The sequence below is a fragment of the Pedobacter sp. Leaf176 genome (assembly GCF_001424305.1).
Classification (GTDB): Bacteria; Bacteroidota; Bacteroidia; order Sphingobacteriales; family Sphingobacteriaceae; genus Pedobacter.
The window spans coordinates 561,174-578,937 of sequence record NZ_LMPD01000006.1; the positions used below are offsets into that span (position 1 = coordinate 561,174).

Genomic DNA, 17,764 nt, shown 5'->3' on the forward strand with positions numbered 1-17,764 from the left:
GCTATAAGAGTTATATAAATTATCTGATTATTATTTCAAAAATTTGAATTTCAGTTTTTGAATGATATTATTTATTTTTTTTAAATATCTGCTTGAGGCACCTATCGGTTTAAAGTTTATCCATTTGGTTTGATTTAAGTAATGGTAAAACTCATCTCTATAATTATATGCATAAGTTTTATAAATAGGCTTTCTATGAAAATAGTGAATTAATTTTGGATTTGGGTCTTCATTTACAGAAAAACAATTCCATAGCCTGTCGATTTCAAACCAATTGGCAATTAATGCGATATTTAATCCATACTGATCGCCTAACGACGCATATTTTTTATTCTCATTGATGGCATTTATTGTTTTTCTGGTAATATCTTGCTCAAGCCATTTTTCAATATTAATGATTTGCAAACCAGCGTTAAAATACTTTTCATCGGGGTTTAATCCCAATTCTTTGTAATTTTCTATTCCATTCCCAATTGTTTTAACGATCGGGCCTATGGTATCGCTTGCTGCTCCTATTACAAATTTTCCGGTATCAATAGCCCATAAGTTTGCGATATCGTCCAGCATTATCATATCCACGTCCATAAAAATTGCCCGCTCAACATCTTTAGGTACAATATAGGGTATAAGTAGTCTGATGTACGTATTTATAGGATATGCATTATTTACAATTGGAAGGTTAATATCTTTCGGAATAATTTCCGTCATTTTTAACCATATCAATTTCATCTTAACTAAACTTAGCGATTGCTCTAATTTAGACTTGTTTGTCCTTGAAATGTTGTCATCAACGATATAGACATCAACAATTGAACTATCAGTGTGGTTAATCTCTATTGATTTCAACAATGCTGCTAATAAAACGACATAGTTGTTATCGCAAGCCAACACAACAGAAATGTTATTTTTTTTCATTGATTATTTTATCTGAACTTTTAAAAAAGGTTTCATTTAACTGTTTTATGAGAAGAATTAATTCTTTAAATCCAACCTGGTAGATGCTTAGAAAGCTGAACTTCGAATAATTATTCAATGGTTTGTAAGTCATATAAATTGCAACAATTATTGGTGTCACGGATGCAAAAGCGATGGAATAAACAGAATGATAAATGCCAACGAATGCAAATACAGCGGCAAGATTGACTAACGACATTATAATAATTTTATAAAAATTAATTTTAGGCTGGTGTATGATATCTACTCCAATTGCAAAGAACCTATCGGCAGGATATAACAAGGCAATAACCATAAAAATTCTAAAAAGGTTTGGTGCCTCATTAGCTACATATCCTTTACCACCCAGCAAATGAATAATGGGTTGGGCAAAAATTAAAGCGACAATTACTACTGGAATTAGTACAATAGTTAACATGCCTATCAGCTTTTTTAATGTGTAAACCATCTCAATTTTTTCACCCTTGTTATAATGAGCAGACAGCAACGGCATACCACTGGTAACAAAACTTAATAATGGTATTTCTACTATTTGTAATAATTTTCCTCCCAAATTGTACATCGCCAATGCAGCAGGTCCTATTAAAAAATTAATTACGAAAGTATTTGTTACTCCAAATAAATTTGAGCTGATATTCGTGCCCATGCTATATTTTCCAAAATGAAAAAGTTCCCATGCTGTAGCGATCTTGGCCTTAAAAACTGATGAAATCATAGTCCACCTTAATACCAAAACTATGCAACTGGCAAATAAATTTGAGCCTATAAAAGTGTACATTACCGTCGTCAGATTTAGTTTACCTAAATAAGCCAAAGTAAATATGATTAATGTATAAGAGCCTTGATTAAATATTCTTAACCACAACAATCTATCAAATCGCTTATTTGCCTGAACGATACAATCGGCCATAAAACAGGGTAATGTAATAAGGGATATAATCGAAAAATATTTTAAAAATAATGCTAAACCTTGGTCGGTTACATACAAGGAAATAAAATAGGTTGGTATATTAATTATTAAAAATAGCACTGAAATTACTAAAGCTAATAACCAGGACGAACCGGCCACTTCGTTTCCCCGCTCTTCTGTTGTACCCGAAAAAAACTTAACAATTGTTATCGTCAAAAACCCAGCCCGGAGATTATCTACTAAACCCACAATAGCTAAAAAGAAAATATAAATACCTATATCAACTACGGTGAGATTCCTATATAAAATAGATAAGGTAATCATTCCAAAAACAGCCATCATTCCATTCGCGAGCAGGGATTGAAAATGCATATTTTTAAAAATTGCAAACGCCTTTTTTATAATCTTTATCATTTATCTAGCGTAATTGCATCGTTGTTATAAATTACCATTTCTTATTTCATTTACTGCGAAATCAACAGCTCTGGCAGTAAGTGCCATATATGTTAATGATGGATTTTGACAAGCAGAGGATGTCATACAACTTCCGTCAGTTATAAATACATTTTTTGCTGAGTGGATTTGATTATTAGAATTAAGAACAGATGTAGCAGGGTCAGTTCCCATACGAGCGGTTCCCATTTCATGTATAGTCGAACCTCCAGGCTTATTATAATTAAACATACTTACATCAGAAAAACCTGCATCTTTTAACATAGTGGCACAAGTTTCCTGAATGTCTTTCATCATATTTTTTTCATTCTCTTTAAATGAAAAATCTATTTTGACTAAAGGCAATCCCCATTTATCTTTTTGCGTTTCATCTAATGAGATTTGATTTTCGAAATAAGGCAAACATTCACCCCAACCTGCCATCCAGATCGTCCAAGGACCTGGCGTTGTTAATTTAGATTTAAAATCAACTCCAAACCCCAGCTCACCTTGCCTATCTTCCCATTCTTTACGTTCTCCATCACCTTGAATATTATAACCTCTTTTAAAATCTAAACCTTCACTTTCTTTTAAGTTTCGGTACCTTGGGATTAGAAAACCACATGGTCTTCTACCTTTATAATATTTATCTTCGAATCCTTTAAAAACACCATAAGCACCTGCAGATGAATGATGATCCATTAAATTGTGTCCAAGTTGGCCGCTGTCATTACCTAATCCAGAAGGAAACCTTTTCGACTTTGAATTTAGCAATATAGAAGTTGTAGCAATCGTTGAAGCATTAACAAATATAATTTTGGATTTGTAAATAAGAGTTTCATTCGTATTTGCATCTATTACTTTAACGCCAGAAGCCTTTTGTGTTTCTTCGTCATATAAAATTTCGGCAACAATAGAAAACGGCCGCAATTTCAAATTGCCTGTTTTTTCTGCAGCGGGAATAGTTGAACTGTTGCTACTGAAATAACCTCCAAAAGGGCATCCCCTGTTGCATAAATTTCTATTTTGACAGGGTCCCCGGTCATCCCAACCACGAGAAAGGTTTGCAACTCTTGCTATAGTTAATACTTTATTTTCTTTATTTTTTATCGATGTTTTTAAGTGACTTTCTACACAATTTAGTTCCATTGGTGGTAGAAATTGTCCATCGGGTAGATGCGGCAAATTTTCTGCTTGTCCACTTACCCCAATGAACTGCTCAACATAATCATACCACTTTTCTAAATCTCTGTATCTAATCGGCCAATCTACGCCAACCCCATCTTTCTTATTTGCCTCGAAATCTAGATCACTAAAACGGTAACACTGTCTTCCCCAAGTTAAGGATTTACCACCAACCTGATAGCCTCTTAACCAATTAAATGGCTTTTCTTGTATATATGGATGAACTTTGTCGCTTACAAAGAAATGTTTATCTGCCGGACTGTAAACATTACTATGAATTGGATCTTCTTGTATATCCTGAAGCGTGTTGTGTAATCCATTTTTAAATTCCCAGGGTTTTAAGTTGGCTGTAGGATAATCAATAATGTGCCTCACGTCTCTTCCTCTTTCCAGCAATAATGTTTTTAACCCTTTCTTACACAATTCCATTGCAGCCCAACCACCACTTATACCAGAACCAATTACAATGGCATCGTAAACTTGTTCTGTATTAGCAGTTGTATCCATAATTATTTCGTTGCCCACGATTTTTGATTCGGTTTCAAAGGTGTACAAGCAATAAAATTTCCAGGTATGTAATCATAAGATAAGCCCTGAGATGCACCAAGTTCTGAACTGCAATATCCCTCAACTGTAAGTTGTTTTAACAAGGTAAAAAAAGGACGACCCACTAGTTTATTATTTATTTTGTTTAAGATCTGATATCGGTATGTATCACTCTCTTCGAAATGTTTTAATATTTCAGTACGCTGCAATAAGGTGCAACGCTCAAACGATTTATTAAATAGATCATATGCGTATCCCTGAACACTTTCAAGACCATTTAAAAATTTATTTTGCTCTACTTTAGCTGTGCAATTATGCAGTACGTTTATGATGTAATTTTGAACACCGGAACTCTTAGCCCCTGGCGTATCCGTTTCCGGAATAATCGTTTCTGCAAGTTCAGCTATAAGCACTTTAAAATCAGTAAACTGACTTAAACTGATCTTTTTATGTAAGTCGAACCATTTGTAAGCAGAAAATGAAGAAATACCTAAGGCGCTTAAAGCTAAAATACCTCTTATAGATGTTCGTCTGTTCAAAATGAGCGGGGATAGTTATAAAAAGTAAAGGTAAATATTAATCGAACAATTCTTTGATAATTAGCGGTATTATTTTTTTTTATTCAACATTTAAAGTTTTTGATATATATTTATCAATTATCCACAATCTATAACTTAATGAGGCCTATTTTCATCCCGGTTAGTATCCAAAAGTACAACAAGAGTTCAAGTTTTTTAAGGTCTGAAATAAAGTTAATAAATGAAAATTTCAAAAAACTTTACAGTGATACACCTGACATTTCAATTGTTATACCAGCATATAATGAAGAAGAAAACATCTTAAAAACTTTATTTTCCTTATCCAATACGAAAACAAAATATACTATTGAAGTTATAGTTGTAAACAACAATTCGAAAGATAAAACTGAAGAACTGATTAATGCCTGTGGAGTTATCTGTGTCAACGAGATGAAACAGGGTATTACTAATGCGAGAAATGCTGGTTTAGCTGCAGCAAGAGGAACATATATTATTAACGCCGATGCAGATACGATTTATCCTGAATCGTGGATTGACAGCATGGTAGACCCGCTTAACGAAAGTAATAAAATTGCATTAACCTATGGAAGATTTTCTTTCATTCCCGAAGAAACGTCAAGAGTTTTATACTTTTTTTATGAGTATTTATCTGATTTTAACAGGCATATAAACAGGCTGTTTAAAGAAGAAGCACTAAATGTTTATGGGTTTAATTCAGCGTGTCGCAGAGAACAATGCTTAAATGTTGAGGGATTTGTTCATCCTCCGGGAACGAACGAGGATGGTTGGCTAGCAATGAAATTACGAAAAGCTGGCTTTGGTAAACTACATTGGGTTACAAATAGCGAAAGTATTGTATGGACCGGTGACAGGAGAATAATTGTTGATGGTGGAATTTATAAATCTACTTACGATAGATTTATAAAATATTTCAACTTTAAACATATAAAAAAAAATTAATCTATTAAATAAATTCCTGATAAACCGCTTCAATACTTTTAGTCATAGTAGAAATATTAAATTTTTCCTGAACTGTTTTTTCTGCTTCAGCCCCTAGATTCTGAATTAATTGTTTATCCAGAATTAGACTTTGAAGCGCAGTTGCCAAACTTTCTACATCAGCAGGAGGAACGAGCAAACCATTTACACCATCTTCTATCAAATCTGTGATGCCATCAATTTTTGATGCCAATATTGCTTTTCGCATAGACATTGCCTCTAATAATGCAATCGGCAAACCTTCCCATAGCGATGGTAAACAGAAAACGTCAATTGCGCTTAAAATATCAGGTATATCACTCCTAAAATCTACAAAAGTAATGTATTTATCAAGACCTAAATCTTTCGACAATGCAAGCATCTGAATCTTTAAATCTCCGTCTCCAACAATTAAAAAACGAACGTTCTCTTTTTTAGGAAGAACCGCTATTGCTTTAATAAACTTTAAAGGAGATTTTTGATTTGTAATCCTAGCAATGTATCCAACCAAAATTGAATGCTGATCGATGCCAAATTCCGACCGTATATTTTTAAATTCCTTATCCGGATTAAACTTGAAACGGTTTATTCCATTGGCAATTACGGTTGCATTTGACATTGGAAATTTATTTTTTCCTTCTATGAGATTACTTTTTGAAACACAAATCGTTTTATTGGCCACAGCAACGAGAAACCTTTCACTCATGCTTCTGATAAACTTCACAATTTTACTCTGGTCAGGATGGAATGACCAACCATGAACCGTATAAATTAATGGAATTTTAAGCATCTTAGCACTGTAAAAAGTGTTTGAATTGGCTCTGGTACCATGTGCATGAATTAAATCGATCTGCTCCGTTGATATAATCTGTTTTACTTCTTTCCAAACACTAACATTGAATGGCTTTTCAGTGCTTACAACATAAGTTTTAAATCCGGCAAGTTTTAGTTTTTCAACCATTGGCCCTTCTGTAAAAGATAAAATTACAGATTCGTATTTAACTTTATCCAAGCTATTCACCAAATCCAATACATGGGTTTCACCACCACCAACCTGGCCTTGCCTAATAGCATGTAAGATTTTTTTTCTTGCAGTTGTCATCATTTGGCACTAGATTTTTTTTGCTCTAATTCCTCTACAATTCCTTCATTGTAATGAACTGTTGCGGTAGATATTTCATTCGCTTTTCTAGCCTTAAATAATGAAAGTACTTGCAAAAACATAAAAACCGGCACTTTCACCAGGGCATTATAAACGGCTTTGGGTGCATTAAAATAGTTTAAAGCAACAAAGAAAATTGCGAAGAAACTTGAAATGGCTATGAGCCAAAAAATTAACATATTACTTAGGAAGAATAAATCTATGAAAATGCAACATACTGATAGCCCTGCAATAATAAATAAAGGGGGTCTCGAAAAAATAAGCCCACAAAGGAATTGATTTCTATTGAATCGGAACAAACCTGTAAAGATGAGTTTTACACCTTTGCCTGCGTATTTAAACCAGGTATTTATCCACCTGGCACGTTGATTTACTAATTGTTGAGATTTCGATGTTTTTTCATCATAAACGATTGCCTTTTCTGCGAAGGCTATTCGTTTACCACGATTTAAAATCTCCATTTGTAAAACCTTATCAAAACCAGCACCTTCAATTGATAACTTTTCTAAACATTCTTTATAAAAAGAAGTTGTAAAAGCCATACCAGAGCCAGCTAACGAAGCTGATGAACCATTGTCAAACAAAAGCTTCCTATCAATAAACCGATAATAAATATCACCAGCCTCGTCAAGACAGGCATAATCGGTATTTAAATTTTTGGCTTTCCGTACGCCCTGAACAGCAAGATAGTCTAAATCAAAAAATTTATTCAGCTCATTAAGATACTCTGGATCGACTAAATTATCACTATCAATTATGGTTAAAAGTTTATGAGGTCTGATAAATCTGTTTACAGCAAAAAAGTGAGATTTAGTGTTACTGGCTAGTTTTTCTTCTGGTCTTAGCAATATAACTTTATCACTATTGAAGTCAAGACCGGTGATATCGCAATCATCGGCAACCACATAAACCATATAATTATCATAGTTCAGGTTCAAGATTGATTTAACAACACCTGGCAATAAGGTAGTTTGTTGATAAGCCGTGACGATTATACCATAATCATATTCACCTTTATTCGATACTATTATGGTCTTACTTTCATTTCTAAAAAAATGAAAAATATATAATAACACCGGAAGCAGTAAATTAAAGCCAACGATTACCTGAAAAATAATAAAAATTGTAATCAAAGCTTCCATATTAGGTATTGTCTGATAAAGTATGCTCAATAGCGATGTATAAGTCTTTCACACTATTTTCCCATGTATGTTTTAGCGCAAAATTTCTTCTGTTATCTTCCAGTTGGTCGCTATTCTCATCTAGCGCCTGCTCAATCATTGTGACATATTGCTGCTTATTTTCGGCAAGGTAAACGAAATCAGAAAAGGTTTCCATAGCTTTAGTAGCGGTTGCTACAACAGGTTTCCCAATTGCTAAATACTCATCAATTTTTCGTGGATAATTGCCGATTGTAACCATATTAACAAGTTGAGGATTTATACAAACATCAAACGCATTTATAAAGTCAGGTAAAATGTTAATTGGCTTATTTCCAGTAAATATTATGTTGTTAAAATCATGTAGCTCACTAGCTTTAAAAATATCATCCTCCTGCCCTACCAGAACAATAGTCCATTCTGGTTTTGTGAGGGCTATATGAGCAATAATATCTTTGTCTAAACGGATGCTTTGAAGTGCACCAACATAACCTATAATTGGCCGTTTAATGCTTTCCAGACCTAAAATTTCGAGCTGAATTTTTTTCCTAAAAAATATTTCTAAGTCACAGCCTTGCCCTATGTAAAAAGAATTTGGGTTATATTTTCTACAGTAATCAGCTAGGAAAGTAGAATTTGCCACGCAAAGGGTATTTTTGGCAATTAACTTAGGTTCTAGAATTTCTCCATGCTTTTTCCAATAGTCAACCCCAATCATGTAATCTCTTGAATAATAAACGCTGGCCTTCGGTTTTAGAAAATCATTCAAGAAATAACCTTTAAACATTTCATTATCATTAAAAAGGATGAAATTTTTAAAACCCAATTTCTTAATTGCCTTTAATATTGATTGGGATAGCTTTTTGTTGTTAAAATGATTTACCAGATTGAATATGGCTGTAACTGGAATCCAATTTATAGATTCTACCATACAATCTGGGTACAAATTCCATAAGTTATCTTGAACTTCAATCAAGCCATTAGCTTTACCTTTAATAACATCTAATCTAAGCTTAGTTTTAGGATTTTTTTTATCCCTGTAAAGTGTTATTCTATCTAAAGGAGAATTGATGTATAGAACTCTATTTGTTTTACTAATTTCAATTGCAATATTTTTGCAATTACTTCCAATTTCAGTATCCCATGGTTGCTGACCAACAATTACAAAATCTTGTCCTTCCAATTTTGGTTGATTAAAATTTTCTTAAATAAAGACCTGAATAGCAGTTGACATATCTGTAAGCAGTTCTTAAATGCCTAACAAAAAAATTGTCACTATTGCGCCACATATTTCTGTGCATAGTACTTGGCTCAGAAGAAGAATTAACCTGTTCTAACACAGATTTGTGCTCATCAAAAAAGAACGCCTTACCGCCATGTTTGATAAACGACATCATCATGCCAAATTCTGTTTTATCACCGGATGTACCCTCAATATATCGACCGAATTTTTTAAAATAAGAGCTTCTTTTTAAGTGTGGGTGGTCGCTATATAAAGCAAATTTATTTAATCCAGGATACCACCATTTAAAAAGCATTTCAGAGAAGCCATGTTTGTAACTCTTTAGATAAGGATATTTTTCGTAAGCATAAAAACGAACCACATCAAAATCTTCCCGCTCCATCAACAGAGAGTGACCATTTTTTAAATTTTGTGCGAAGTTTTCTAATGGAATAAAATCTTCCTGTATATATAAAGTGAATGGTGTTCTGACGGCATCCAAACCTTTGTTTAAATTATTTCCTAAGCCTTTGTTAACAGGTGTGGTAATTAACTTAAAATCGTATTGATTGCTTAAACTATTAATATAACTGATGTGTTCCGTCGAACTGCTGTCGTCTGAAATGATAATTTCCTTAAACATACAATTCGCTTTCTTCAACTCCAAAAGCAAACGCTCTAAAGATTTACTACGGTTGTAGTGTGTAATCATTAAGGTTATGTCATCAAAATATTCAACTTTCGTTGTAGTTTCCATTCGCTCTAGTTATAAAGATATCTTTTCCCATGAGGAAGTTTGTTTATTATATTGCTTGATCACTTTAGCAGGATTGCCAACTGCAACAGAGAATTCAGGAATATTTTTGGTTACGACACTTCCTGCACCAATTATACAATGTTTTCCGAGTGCCACCCCTGCGGTAATTACACTATTTGCTCCAATCCATACATTATCAGCAATTAAAATGGGTTTGCAAGAAACTTTTTGAAGCGAGGGCGGAATGTCTACATCTTCGTAACCATGGTTTAAACCAGATATTACAATATTTTGAGCCATCATAACGTGGTTGCCAATTGTAACTGGTCCAATGATTACATTGCCCATACCAACAATTGTTTTATCACCTATGATTACATCGCCAACGCCATTATTTACTGTTGCGAAATCTTCAATAACCGACTTATTACCAAGATGAAAATTATTAAATGGAAAAACATCCAACCTGGTATTGTACCTGACAATTGCCCCTTTACCTCTTTTATGTTTAAAAGGATTTAAAAACAATCTTACCCATAAACGAGGCTTATTATCATTGGCAGGCATTAGCATACTCAACGCTAAGCTTTTTAATTTGGGATTCGATTTTATTTTGGAAATGATTGAGGCCATTATATTATTCGTTAAAATCTTCTGTATCTGATTTTTTTCTTCCTCTGAAAAAACCGATTATAAAGAAAATTATAGCAGGTACACTAAATATTTCCCAAGGCATATCAGGCTATTTTAATTAATTTTTTTTCTTTTAATTCTCTATCCAACTTGGGCATCATGTATACAAACACTATTGAAGCATATACTATAATGGTTGTGGGCATGGTGTTAATTACCTCATTACCGTAACTACAAAAAAGAATTCCTGCAAAACCAGATGTTAATGCAATGGCCTTAACTTTTAATCCTTCATCTTCTATATCCCAAACAATGCCACAACATCGTCCCAGTATGTACACCATCATGCAAATCCAAATGGTAAAACCAACAATGCCATACATGGCCCAAACCTTTACCCAATAGCTATCTGGCTGTACCTTCGATAAAAATTTATCGGCGTTATAAGCCATTCCATTTGAACCAACAACACCTAAGCCACCCCCAAATGGAATACCGCTCATATACTCTTTTAAAACCCTTTGGGAGGCTAACCTTACATTTAGGGAAGGATCATCTGGATTTAGAGAACTTCTAAACCTGTAGATGTTATAATTTCCATTACCAATATTAGTGAACTTAAGGAAGCATAGAAATAATATAGCTAACGCACCACCTAAAATTAATACTTTGAATTTTTTACTAAGTAAAATGGCAACAAAGGCTCCGGGTACTAAAGCAAACATTGCACCTCTCGTACCAGAAATTAACATTCCATATAACATCAGGGCCGAACATGTCAATAATATAATTCTTACATTCCTTTTAACTGGTCCTAAAGCCAATATTAAAGTAAGTAAACCAATATGGGCCTGCGAAGCACCAAATTGTGCCGCTTCAGAATAAAATGAGAATACCCTTAACCTACCCCATAATACATGTGTTACCGCACCTCCATTGTCTAAAAATATCCTATCCCCCTTTGACAAGCCTAAATGCAATTGCTTTATGCCGTCTAAAGCCGCAAGAGTTGATAACGCAATGACAATTATTAAGAAATAATCTAAATCTTTGTTGGTTTTAAAAACTAAAAAATACAGCGTGACAATCAGTAATGGATACTCTGCGGCAGACCTAATTTCTTTAAGCCATCCTATTGTACTCGCACCAGCTGGATTAGCAACCTCGAGCACACTTAAAAAAAACCAAAATAAGAAAAGATAAAACAAGTCATTATTTAAGTTTTTCCAATTTTCTTTAGGAACCGAAAAGATTGCACATATAAAAGCAATCAACATGATTACTTCAATGAGGATACCAATAGGAAACATTATTCCTAATTCCCTAGAAATAAGCCAGTAAACGAAGCAATAAATTAATAATATATAAACAACAACTTTAGCAACCATAAATACTTAACGCAGTTATATTATTTTAATTAGCTCTGTATCTGAGTTTTATTTAGTACCCATCCTAAAAATCCAGGTAGTTTTTTAATATAATCTACAAATTCTTTATTAGAATCTTTAATGGTGTTTCCAGCTTCGAAGACTGAAATATTTTTCTCAGTAAAAAGAAGCCACTCTTTCGCGATGTTTATATCCTGAAGCGCATTTACATCAACAATAATAGTATCAAATTCATCTTTTAATATGTCAAAGCCAGCCTGAAGACTTTTTATACTCTGAATTTCTAAAAGTGATTCCCGCGCATTGCTTTTGTTCATTATGGTTATCAGATCTTCAGTGTGAATCTCTTTCTTGACCAAAAAAGTTTGGAAATTTTGAGTAGTAGCAAGTGCCTTACTATCGGATTTAACCACAGGAAGTTCATCAGCAATCAACAGCACCTTCTTACCAGTCATTGCAAAGGCATAGGCTAAGCTATAGCATAAAAACGTCTTCCCTTCTCCAGCTACCAAACTAGTAACACCCAAAATCTTACTTCCATCTGCATCCATCTGGCTATTGATTTCGAAACGTAATGACCTGAGCATATCCCGGTAAAGTTCAAAGTTTTGATTTCCATTTTTATCGTTCCAGATATCCCTGATGTTTCTTTCGTTGCTTGTAATCTTGTTCAACACGCCAATGGTTTTCGATTTTGTCGCGTTGGCTAACTGCTGAGCGTTGATAATCTTATTATCGAGAAAGAACACTAATAATACGAACCCAAAACTGGCAATACAACTTCCCGCTCCGGCACCTAACAAGTAAAAAATCTTTTTTGAGGGTTCAGGATTACCAGGCAAACCCATTTGTTCAATTTGTAATCTTAAACCCAAACTTTGCCCTGCTCTGTTTGTATTTACCTGATCTAAAGCAGTCATATACTCTTTAGTAGCTAAATCCGCTTCCCTTTGATAGTTTTGAATATCGGCGTCATAAGGAACCATACTGCTGTACTTAGCTCTTAAAATGCCCAACTGCTGATTAATTATGTTCAGGCTTCTTTTCTGCTCTTCTAATGAAATCTCAAGATTTGTTTTCTGTGCGATTAGCGTTTGTTTAGATGCACGTGGATCTACAACATTTTCATCGGCATTCTGATTGCTTTTTGTAATGATAATTTTATTTATAGAATCAATCTTTAACTGGTCAGACACCTTAAATCCATTATCAACGTATCTTGCATTCGCTGCCTGTAATTCCCGCTTTAGTCTTACAAGTTCACGGTTATCTGTTTGCGTGCTTCCTGCAGTATAGGAATCGCCTCCATTCAATTTATTTCTAATAACAGACAGTGCTCCCTGATTAGACTGTATCACTCTTAGAGCTTCGGCACGCTGAGCTTCATATTGCGTGATTTGTCCATAAACCGATCCGGATTGCTCATCAAGATTTAAAAATCCTTTGTTTTTCTTGAAAGCAGCAAGAGAATTGTTTTTCTCGTTCATGGTAGCTTCCTTTCGTTTAAGCAAAGAATCTAAAAGAACAATTGAATTATTTTGGTTAAAACTTATTTCACTACTATAATTGGTAATAAAATCAGCAGCTAACGTATTAACCAAATAAGCTGAAAGCTCTGGATTTTCAGAAACATATTCTATAGTTATTAAATCACTATTATCTGCATGATTAACTTCGATTTGTTTTCTTAATGTTTCTTCGCCATACCCCATCGACCCTACCAAATTGTAAAGTTTGTACTTGCCATTATTATCAGATAATGTTAATATTGATTTTGTAGCAAGTTTTTCTTTAAATATTTGAATTAATTCACCTCTGTCTTGGGCATTTAATGAATCAAGTTTTTCACTATACTTTCTAAAAGACTTTTTAGGATTTTCTAAATCGTGAATCATCAAATTATAAGCAAGAATATTCATGATTTTTTTCGTCTTGAATTTCTCCATAATTTGATTAAACTGCTGACTCACCTGAAAAAAGTCAACGTTTTCGTTTGAGATAACTTTTTTAGAAGGATCTAAAAGCCCTGTTGATATTTGAACTTCAGAACTATACTGCTTGGGTAAATTTTGAACCAAGAAGTAAGTAATTATTACAGCAACAATGGGTACTAGAATTAGCACCCATTTATATTTATTAATCAGTTTTAAAAGTGATTTTATATCCATTTAATCAATTTTAATTTCTCTTATTTAACTTCACTTAACTTCATACCAATAATCTGCTCTAACAAATCTCTCGATTTCAAATACAAAGATTCTGCTTGTATTTTTTGTTGGAAAGAAGCGAATTGATTTATACGAGATTGATTGTACGCATCTAAGGTAATCTCTCCTTTTTCAAATCTCAATCTCAAACTTTCGGCTACACCTTTATTATCCTGAGCCATCTGGGAACTGATTTTTAACAAACTTAATTGTTGGATGTAGTCATAATATCTAATTTTTACATCGTTTATTAATAACAATTCAAAGTCCTTTTGCTCTAATTTCGCAACTTCATAATCGATTTTAGCTTTTTTAACAAGAAAAGGCTTAGTAAGCAAATTACCTAAATTGACACCTACACCAAATTGAACGCCATTAACATTATAAGGATTCACCGGATCCAATACAGCCCTATCGCCTGGTCTGTAGAAGTATGAAGCGTTAAAAATATCTAAATAAGATAAGCTAGCGGTCGTAATTGCAATTTTCAAACCGTCAGAACGAAGTTGATAAGATTTTGAACGAGGAAAATTTTGTTTTGCCAATTCAATATACTTTTCTAAATCAGCATATTTAATTTCCGGAATAATGGTTTCTTGAGAGTAAGCTTTTACACTTAAAAACATTAAGGCTGCTAAAGTGATTTTCAGTAGAGTTTTCATTAATAATTAGGGTTATTTATAGTATTTTTTTAATAGGTGACAATATAAAACGCATAAATATACAATTAAACTTGTTCCTTTTAAATAAGTCAAGAAAAAGTTTTAACAATTATTTTATTATGAAACAAGATGTCATTAATCGTACTCAGGCAAATTAACGATAAGCACCTTAATATCTTTTACTTAATTCATTTTTAAAAATTTGACACACACTTTAACTAGCCTGGCCAAAATAGTTTATTTCTGTTTGTAAATTACATAAAAGCCAGAAATTAAAAATGCAAATGTAGTGATTCAATTACAATATTAAAATCTAGCCTTTATCTATTATTCTTAAATCAGTTTTAAGATAGCTCAAAATTAGTTAGAACTATTAAGTCATGTAAAAAAAAAGCCCGTTTCGGTGAAGAAACAGGCTTAAGTCGGGGTGGCAGGATTCGAACCTACGACCTCCTGCTCCCAAAGCAGGCGCGATACCGGGCTACGCTACACCCCGAACTGGCATCGATCTTTATTTAAATAATTTGCTTAAACCTGCAAATTTGTCGGGGTGGCAGGATTCGAACCTACGACCTCCTGCTCCCAAAGCAGGCGCGATACCGGGCTACGCTACACCCCGAACTGGTATCTTTTTTCCTTTTACAAGGTCGGCAAAGTAACGGATTTAAAATGATATTTCCATTTAAATTTGCCAATTTATTTTGCGGAGAGGGCGGGATTCGAACCCGCGGTACCGTTACCAGTACGACAGTTTAGCAAACTGTTCCTTTCGGCCTCTCAGGCACCTCTCCGTTCCCTCAAAATTCGGCTATACAAACCTTGTTTTGAGGTCTGCAAATATAGTAAAACAACCTATTCCACAAAAAAAAATTATAAAACTTGTTGATAATCTATACGCACATGATAAATACTCATAAGCATTGTCTTGAAAATCAGTTTAATAGTTTCAATATCTTTTAATGTTAAATCGCAATTATCTAATTGATTTTGTTCCAATTTATAGTTAATTATACGTTCAACCAGGTCATTTATGTTCTGGGCATCCGGATTTTTAAGCGATCTTGAGGCAGCTTCAACTGAATCGGCTAACATTAATACACCGGTTTCTTTACTAAAAGGTATAGGCCCCGGGTAACGGAATATATTTTCATCGACAAATTTTTCAGGTGAGTTTTTAAGAAACGACTGATAAAAATAATCAACGCGCGTGTTCCCATGATGCGTCCTGATGAAGTCTATAATTGCTTCTGGCATTTGATTCTTCCTCAAAATTTCTATGCCCTTATGCACATGCTGAATAATGATCTGCGCACTTTGTTCGTAAGGTAATTTATCATGTGGACTAACTGCTGTGTTCTGGTTTTCTATAAAATACTGAGGATTGTCTACTTTTCCAATATCGTGATAAAGCGCCCCTGCCCTGACAAGAACAGAATTACCACCGATTTTAAAAATGGCTGCTTCTGCCAGGTTAGCCACCTGTAGTGAATGCTGAAAAGTGCCAGGCGCTTTGAAGGCCAGTTCTCTCAAAAGCTTATTGTTGGTATTGGTGAGTTCGATTAAAGCAACATCTGATGTAATACCAAAAACCCTTTCAAAAATGTAAATTAGCGGGTAAGCCAATAACGAAAGTAAAACACTAAATATAAACGGAACAAAATTCCCCCATTCAATGTCCCTGAAAGAACCTTCCCTAAGCAGTGCTATCCCAACAAATGAAACAAAATAGGCAGACAGAATAAATAGCGCTGATAATAAAAATCGCTCCCGTTTTACAAAATTCTTGATACTAAAAATAGCAACCATGCCGGCAGTTACCTGGTAAAAAACGAACTCGAAACTGTTTGCAACAAAGAAACCCGCAATCAAAATCACCAGCATGTGGAGGTATAATGCAAGTCTGGTGTCAAATAAAATCCTTATAATAATCGGAACCACACAGAACGGTATGTAATAAAGACTTGCAATGTTCATCTTTAACGCCCAGGTTAACGCAAGCAACATTCCCGTGGTTACAATTAAAATAAGCGAGAGCTGCCGGTTATCGGAAAAAATATCCCGTCTGAAAAGAAAAAGAAACGACATTAATATTGTTAAAACGAACCCTACAAGAACCACCTGCCCCAGGTAAATTAAAGTCCTGCTGCCAATGGTTTTTGTTTGGGCATCATACGTGGCTTTATAAGACTCTAACTTCTGATATATTTCGTCGTCGATAACGTCATTTTTTGCAACAATAAGCTCACCTTTCTGCACCATACCTTTAGTGGTAGACACATTACTAACCGTATTTTCACGAATAACCTCTGTTAATCTCTCATTAAAGGTTATGTTGGGTGTTATATGATCTTCTGCAAGGTTATTAATCAAATCCTGCATAACCTGATTGGGCGCTTTAAAATTTTCTTTAAAATATTTTAAAGCAGTTTCCGCGGTAAAAATATCCTGTGTATTTTTTTGAATGGAAACGTTATTGCTCAGCAACGAAAAGTCGTAATTTTTGCCAGATGTTTGATGCTTTACATTTAAACCGATAATTCCTCTTTGATAAATATGCTGTAAAATTTTATAAGATGCATTTTTATAAGCAGCCTTCTCCCGCTCATCAAGCTGACCGGAACGCCATTTGATGTCGAACTCATTCATAAATCCTTCTAATGCACCCGTGGTGATTTCGCTATCAAACTGATAAACCGGCAAAACGTCTCGCAGCGCATCCTTTTTATCTGTGCTCACCTGTGGGTTTGTTTTTAGAATGGCAAATGGAAAGGGCGATATTAAATCCTTATTCATCCAAACCTTGTTTTTTTCGAATTCATACCTGAAGCGAGGTTGTTTGGGTAAAAAAAGCGTTATAATAAAAACCGTGAACATCATCATCAGGTATTTGAGATTCGATGAATATTTACGGTAGAGAATCTTATGTGAGTTTTTCTTTATTTTGGCCAAAACAATACAATTATGGTGCTGTCAAAAATAGCATTTTTATCTAATATACATTTTACTGATTTTCTTTGCAATTGCCATTA

At 34.0% G+C, this 17,764-nt stretch carries 14 protein-coding genes and 3 tRNA genes; 1 reads left to right on the plus strand and 16 read right to left on the minus strand.

What is annotated here, in order from left to right; translation table 11 throughout:
- Positions 1-30: 30 nt before the first annotated feature.
- The 4 genes from ASF92_RS18370 to ASF92_RS18385 form a co-directional block, all read right to left on the minus strand.
- Complete coding sequence (locus ASF92_RS18370; RefSeq protein WP_056096726.1) at positions 31-915, minus strand: glycosyltransferase family 8 protein; 885 nt, start codon at positions 913-915, stop codon at positions 31-33.
- Entirely contained in the window at positions 902-2,236 is a 1,335-nt protein-coding gene (locus ASF92_RS18375; RefSeq protein WP_197413329.1) for a lipopolysaccharide biosynthesis protein, read from the minus strand. Before ASF92_RS18375 ends, ASF92_RS18370 begins: the two co-directional genes overlap by 14 nt.
- Before the next feature lie 66 nt (positions 2,237-2,302).
- Positions 2,303-3,988 carry a GMC oxidoreductase gene (locus ASF92_RS18380; protein ID WP_056096732.1) on the minus strand — a complete coding sequence of 562 codons (1,686 nt, stop codon included), beginning with the start codon at positions 3,986-3,988 and terminating at the stop codon, positions 2,303-2,305.
- Between the two features lie 2 nt (positions 3,989-3,990).
- Positions 3,991-4,566, minus strand: a complete 576-nt coding sequence (locus ASF92_RS18385) for a gluconate 2-dehydrogenase subunit 3 family protein (RefSeq protein WP_056096735.1) — start codon at positions 4,564-4,566, stop codon at positions 3,991-3,993.
- A gap of 99 nt (positions 4,567-4,665) precedes the next feature.
- Between ASF92_RS18385 and ASF92_RS18390 the strand changes: the two genes are divergently transcribed.
- Entirely contained in the window at positions 4,666-5,526 is an 861-nt protein-coding gene (locus tag ASF92_RS18390; RefSeq protein ID WP_157263974.1) for a glycosyltransferase family 2 protein, read from the plus strand.
- A 4-nt stretch (positions 5,527-5,530) separates the two neighbouring features.
- On the opposite strand, the gene ASF92_RS18395 is transcribed toward ASF92_RS18390, so the two are convergent.
- From ASF92_RS18395 to ASF92_RS18450, 12 genes are all read right to left on the minus strand, one after another.
- Positions 5,531-6,649 (minus strand): glycosyltransferase family 4 protein, encoded by a 1,119-nt coding sequence (locus ASF92_RS18395; RefSeq protein ID WP_056096741.1) that lies wholly within the window; start codon positions 6,647-6,649, stop codon positions 5,531-5,533.
- Positions 6,646-7,848: a glycosyltransferase gene (locus ASF92_RS18400; RefSeq protein WP_056096746.1), complete on the minus strand. Its 1,203-nt coding sequence runs from the start codon at positions 7,846-7,848 to the stop codon at positions 6,646-6,648. The genes ASF92_RS18395 and ASF92_RS18400 overlap by 4 nt, the downstream gene beginning before the upstream one ends.
- A 1-nt stretch (position 7,849) precedes the next feature.
- Positions 7,850-9,049, minus strand: coding sequence for a glycosyltransferase (locus ASF92_RS18405; RefSeq protein ID WP_056096749.1), 1,200 nt, complete (start codon positions 9,047-9,049; stop codon positions 7,850-7,852).
- 10 nt (positions 9,050-9,059) lie between these two features.
- Positions 9,060-9,845, minus strand: coding sequence for a glycosyltransferase family 2 protein (locus tag ASF92_RS18410; RefSeq protein ID WP_056096752.1), 786 nt, complete (start codon positions 9,843-9,845; stop codon positions 9,060-9,062).
- Between the two features lie 9 nt (positions 9,846-9,854).
- Positions 9,855-10,478, minus strand: coding sequence for a DapH/DapD/GlmU-related protein (locus ASF92_RS18415; protein WP_056096755.1), 624 nt, complete (start codon positions 10,476-10,478; stop codon positions 9,855-9,857).
- A 104-nt stretch (positions 10,479-10,582) separates the two neighbouring features.
- Positions 10,583-11,866, minus strand: a complete 1,284-nt coding sequence (locus ASF92_RS18420; RefSeq protein ID WP_056096758.1) for an O-antigen ligase — start codon at positions 11,864-11,866, stop codon at positions 10,583-10,585.
- Positions 11,867-11,895: 29 nt separating this feature from the next.
- Positions 11,896-14,034, minus strand: a complete 2,139-nt coding sequence (locus ASF92_RS18425; protein ID WP_056096761.1) for a DEAD/DEAH box helicase family protein — start codon at positions 14,032-14,034, stop codon at positions 11,896-11,898.
- 20 nt (positions 14,035-14,054) lie between these two features.
- Complete coding sequence (locus ASF92_RS18430) at positions 14,055-14,735, minus strand: TolC family protein (RefSeq protein ID WP_056096766.1); 681 nt, start codon at positions 14,733-14,735, stop codon at positions 14,055-14,057.
- A 422-nt stretch (positions 14,736-15,157) separates the two neighbouring features.
- Positions 15,158-15,231: transfer RNA gene (locus ASF92_RS18435), tRNA-Pro, on the minus strand.
- Between the two features lie 49 nt (positions 15,232-15,280).
- Positions 15,281-15,354, minus strand: a tRNA-Pro gene (locus ASF92_RS18440).
- A gap of 85 nt (positions 15,355-15,439) precedes the next feature.
- Positions 15,440-15,526: transfer RNA gene (locus ASF92_RS18445), tRNA-Ser, on the minus strand.
- Positions 15,527-15,605: 79 nt separating this feature from the next.
- On the minus strand, positions 15,606-17,612 hold the full coding sequence (locus tag ASF92_RS18450) for an HD family phosphohydrolase (RefSeq protein ID WP_157263984.1): 2,007 nt from the start codon (positions 17,610-17,612) through the stop codon (positions 15,606-15,608).
- Positions 17,613-17,764 lie beyond the last annotated feature (152 nt).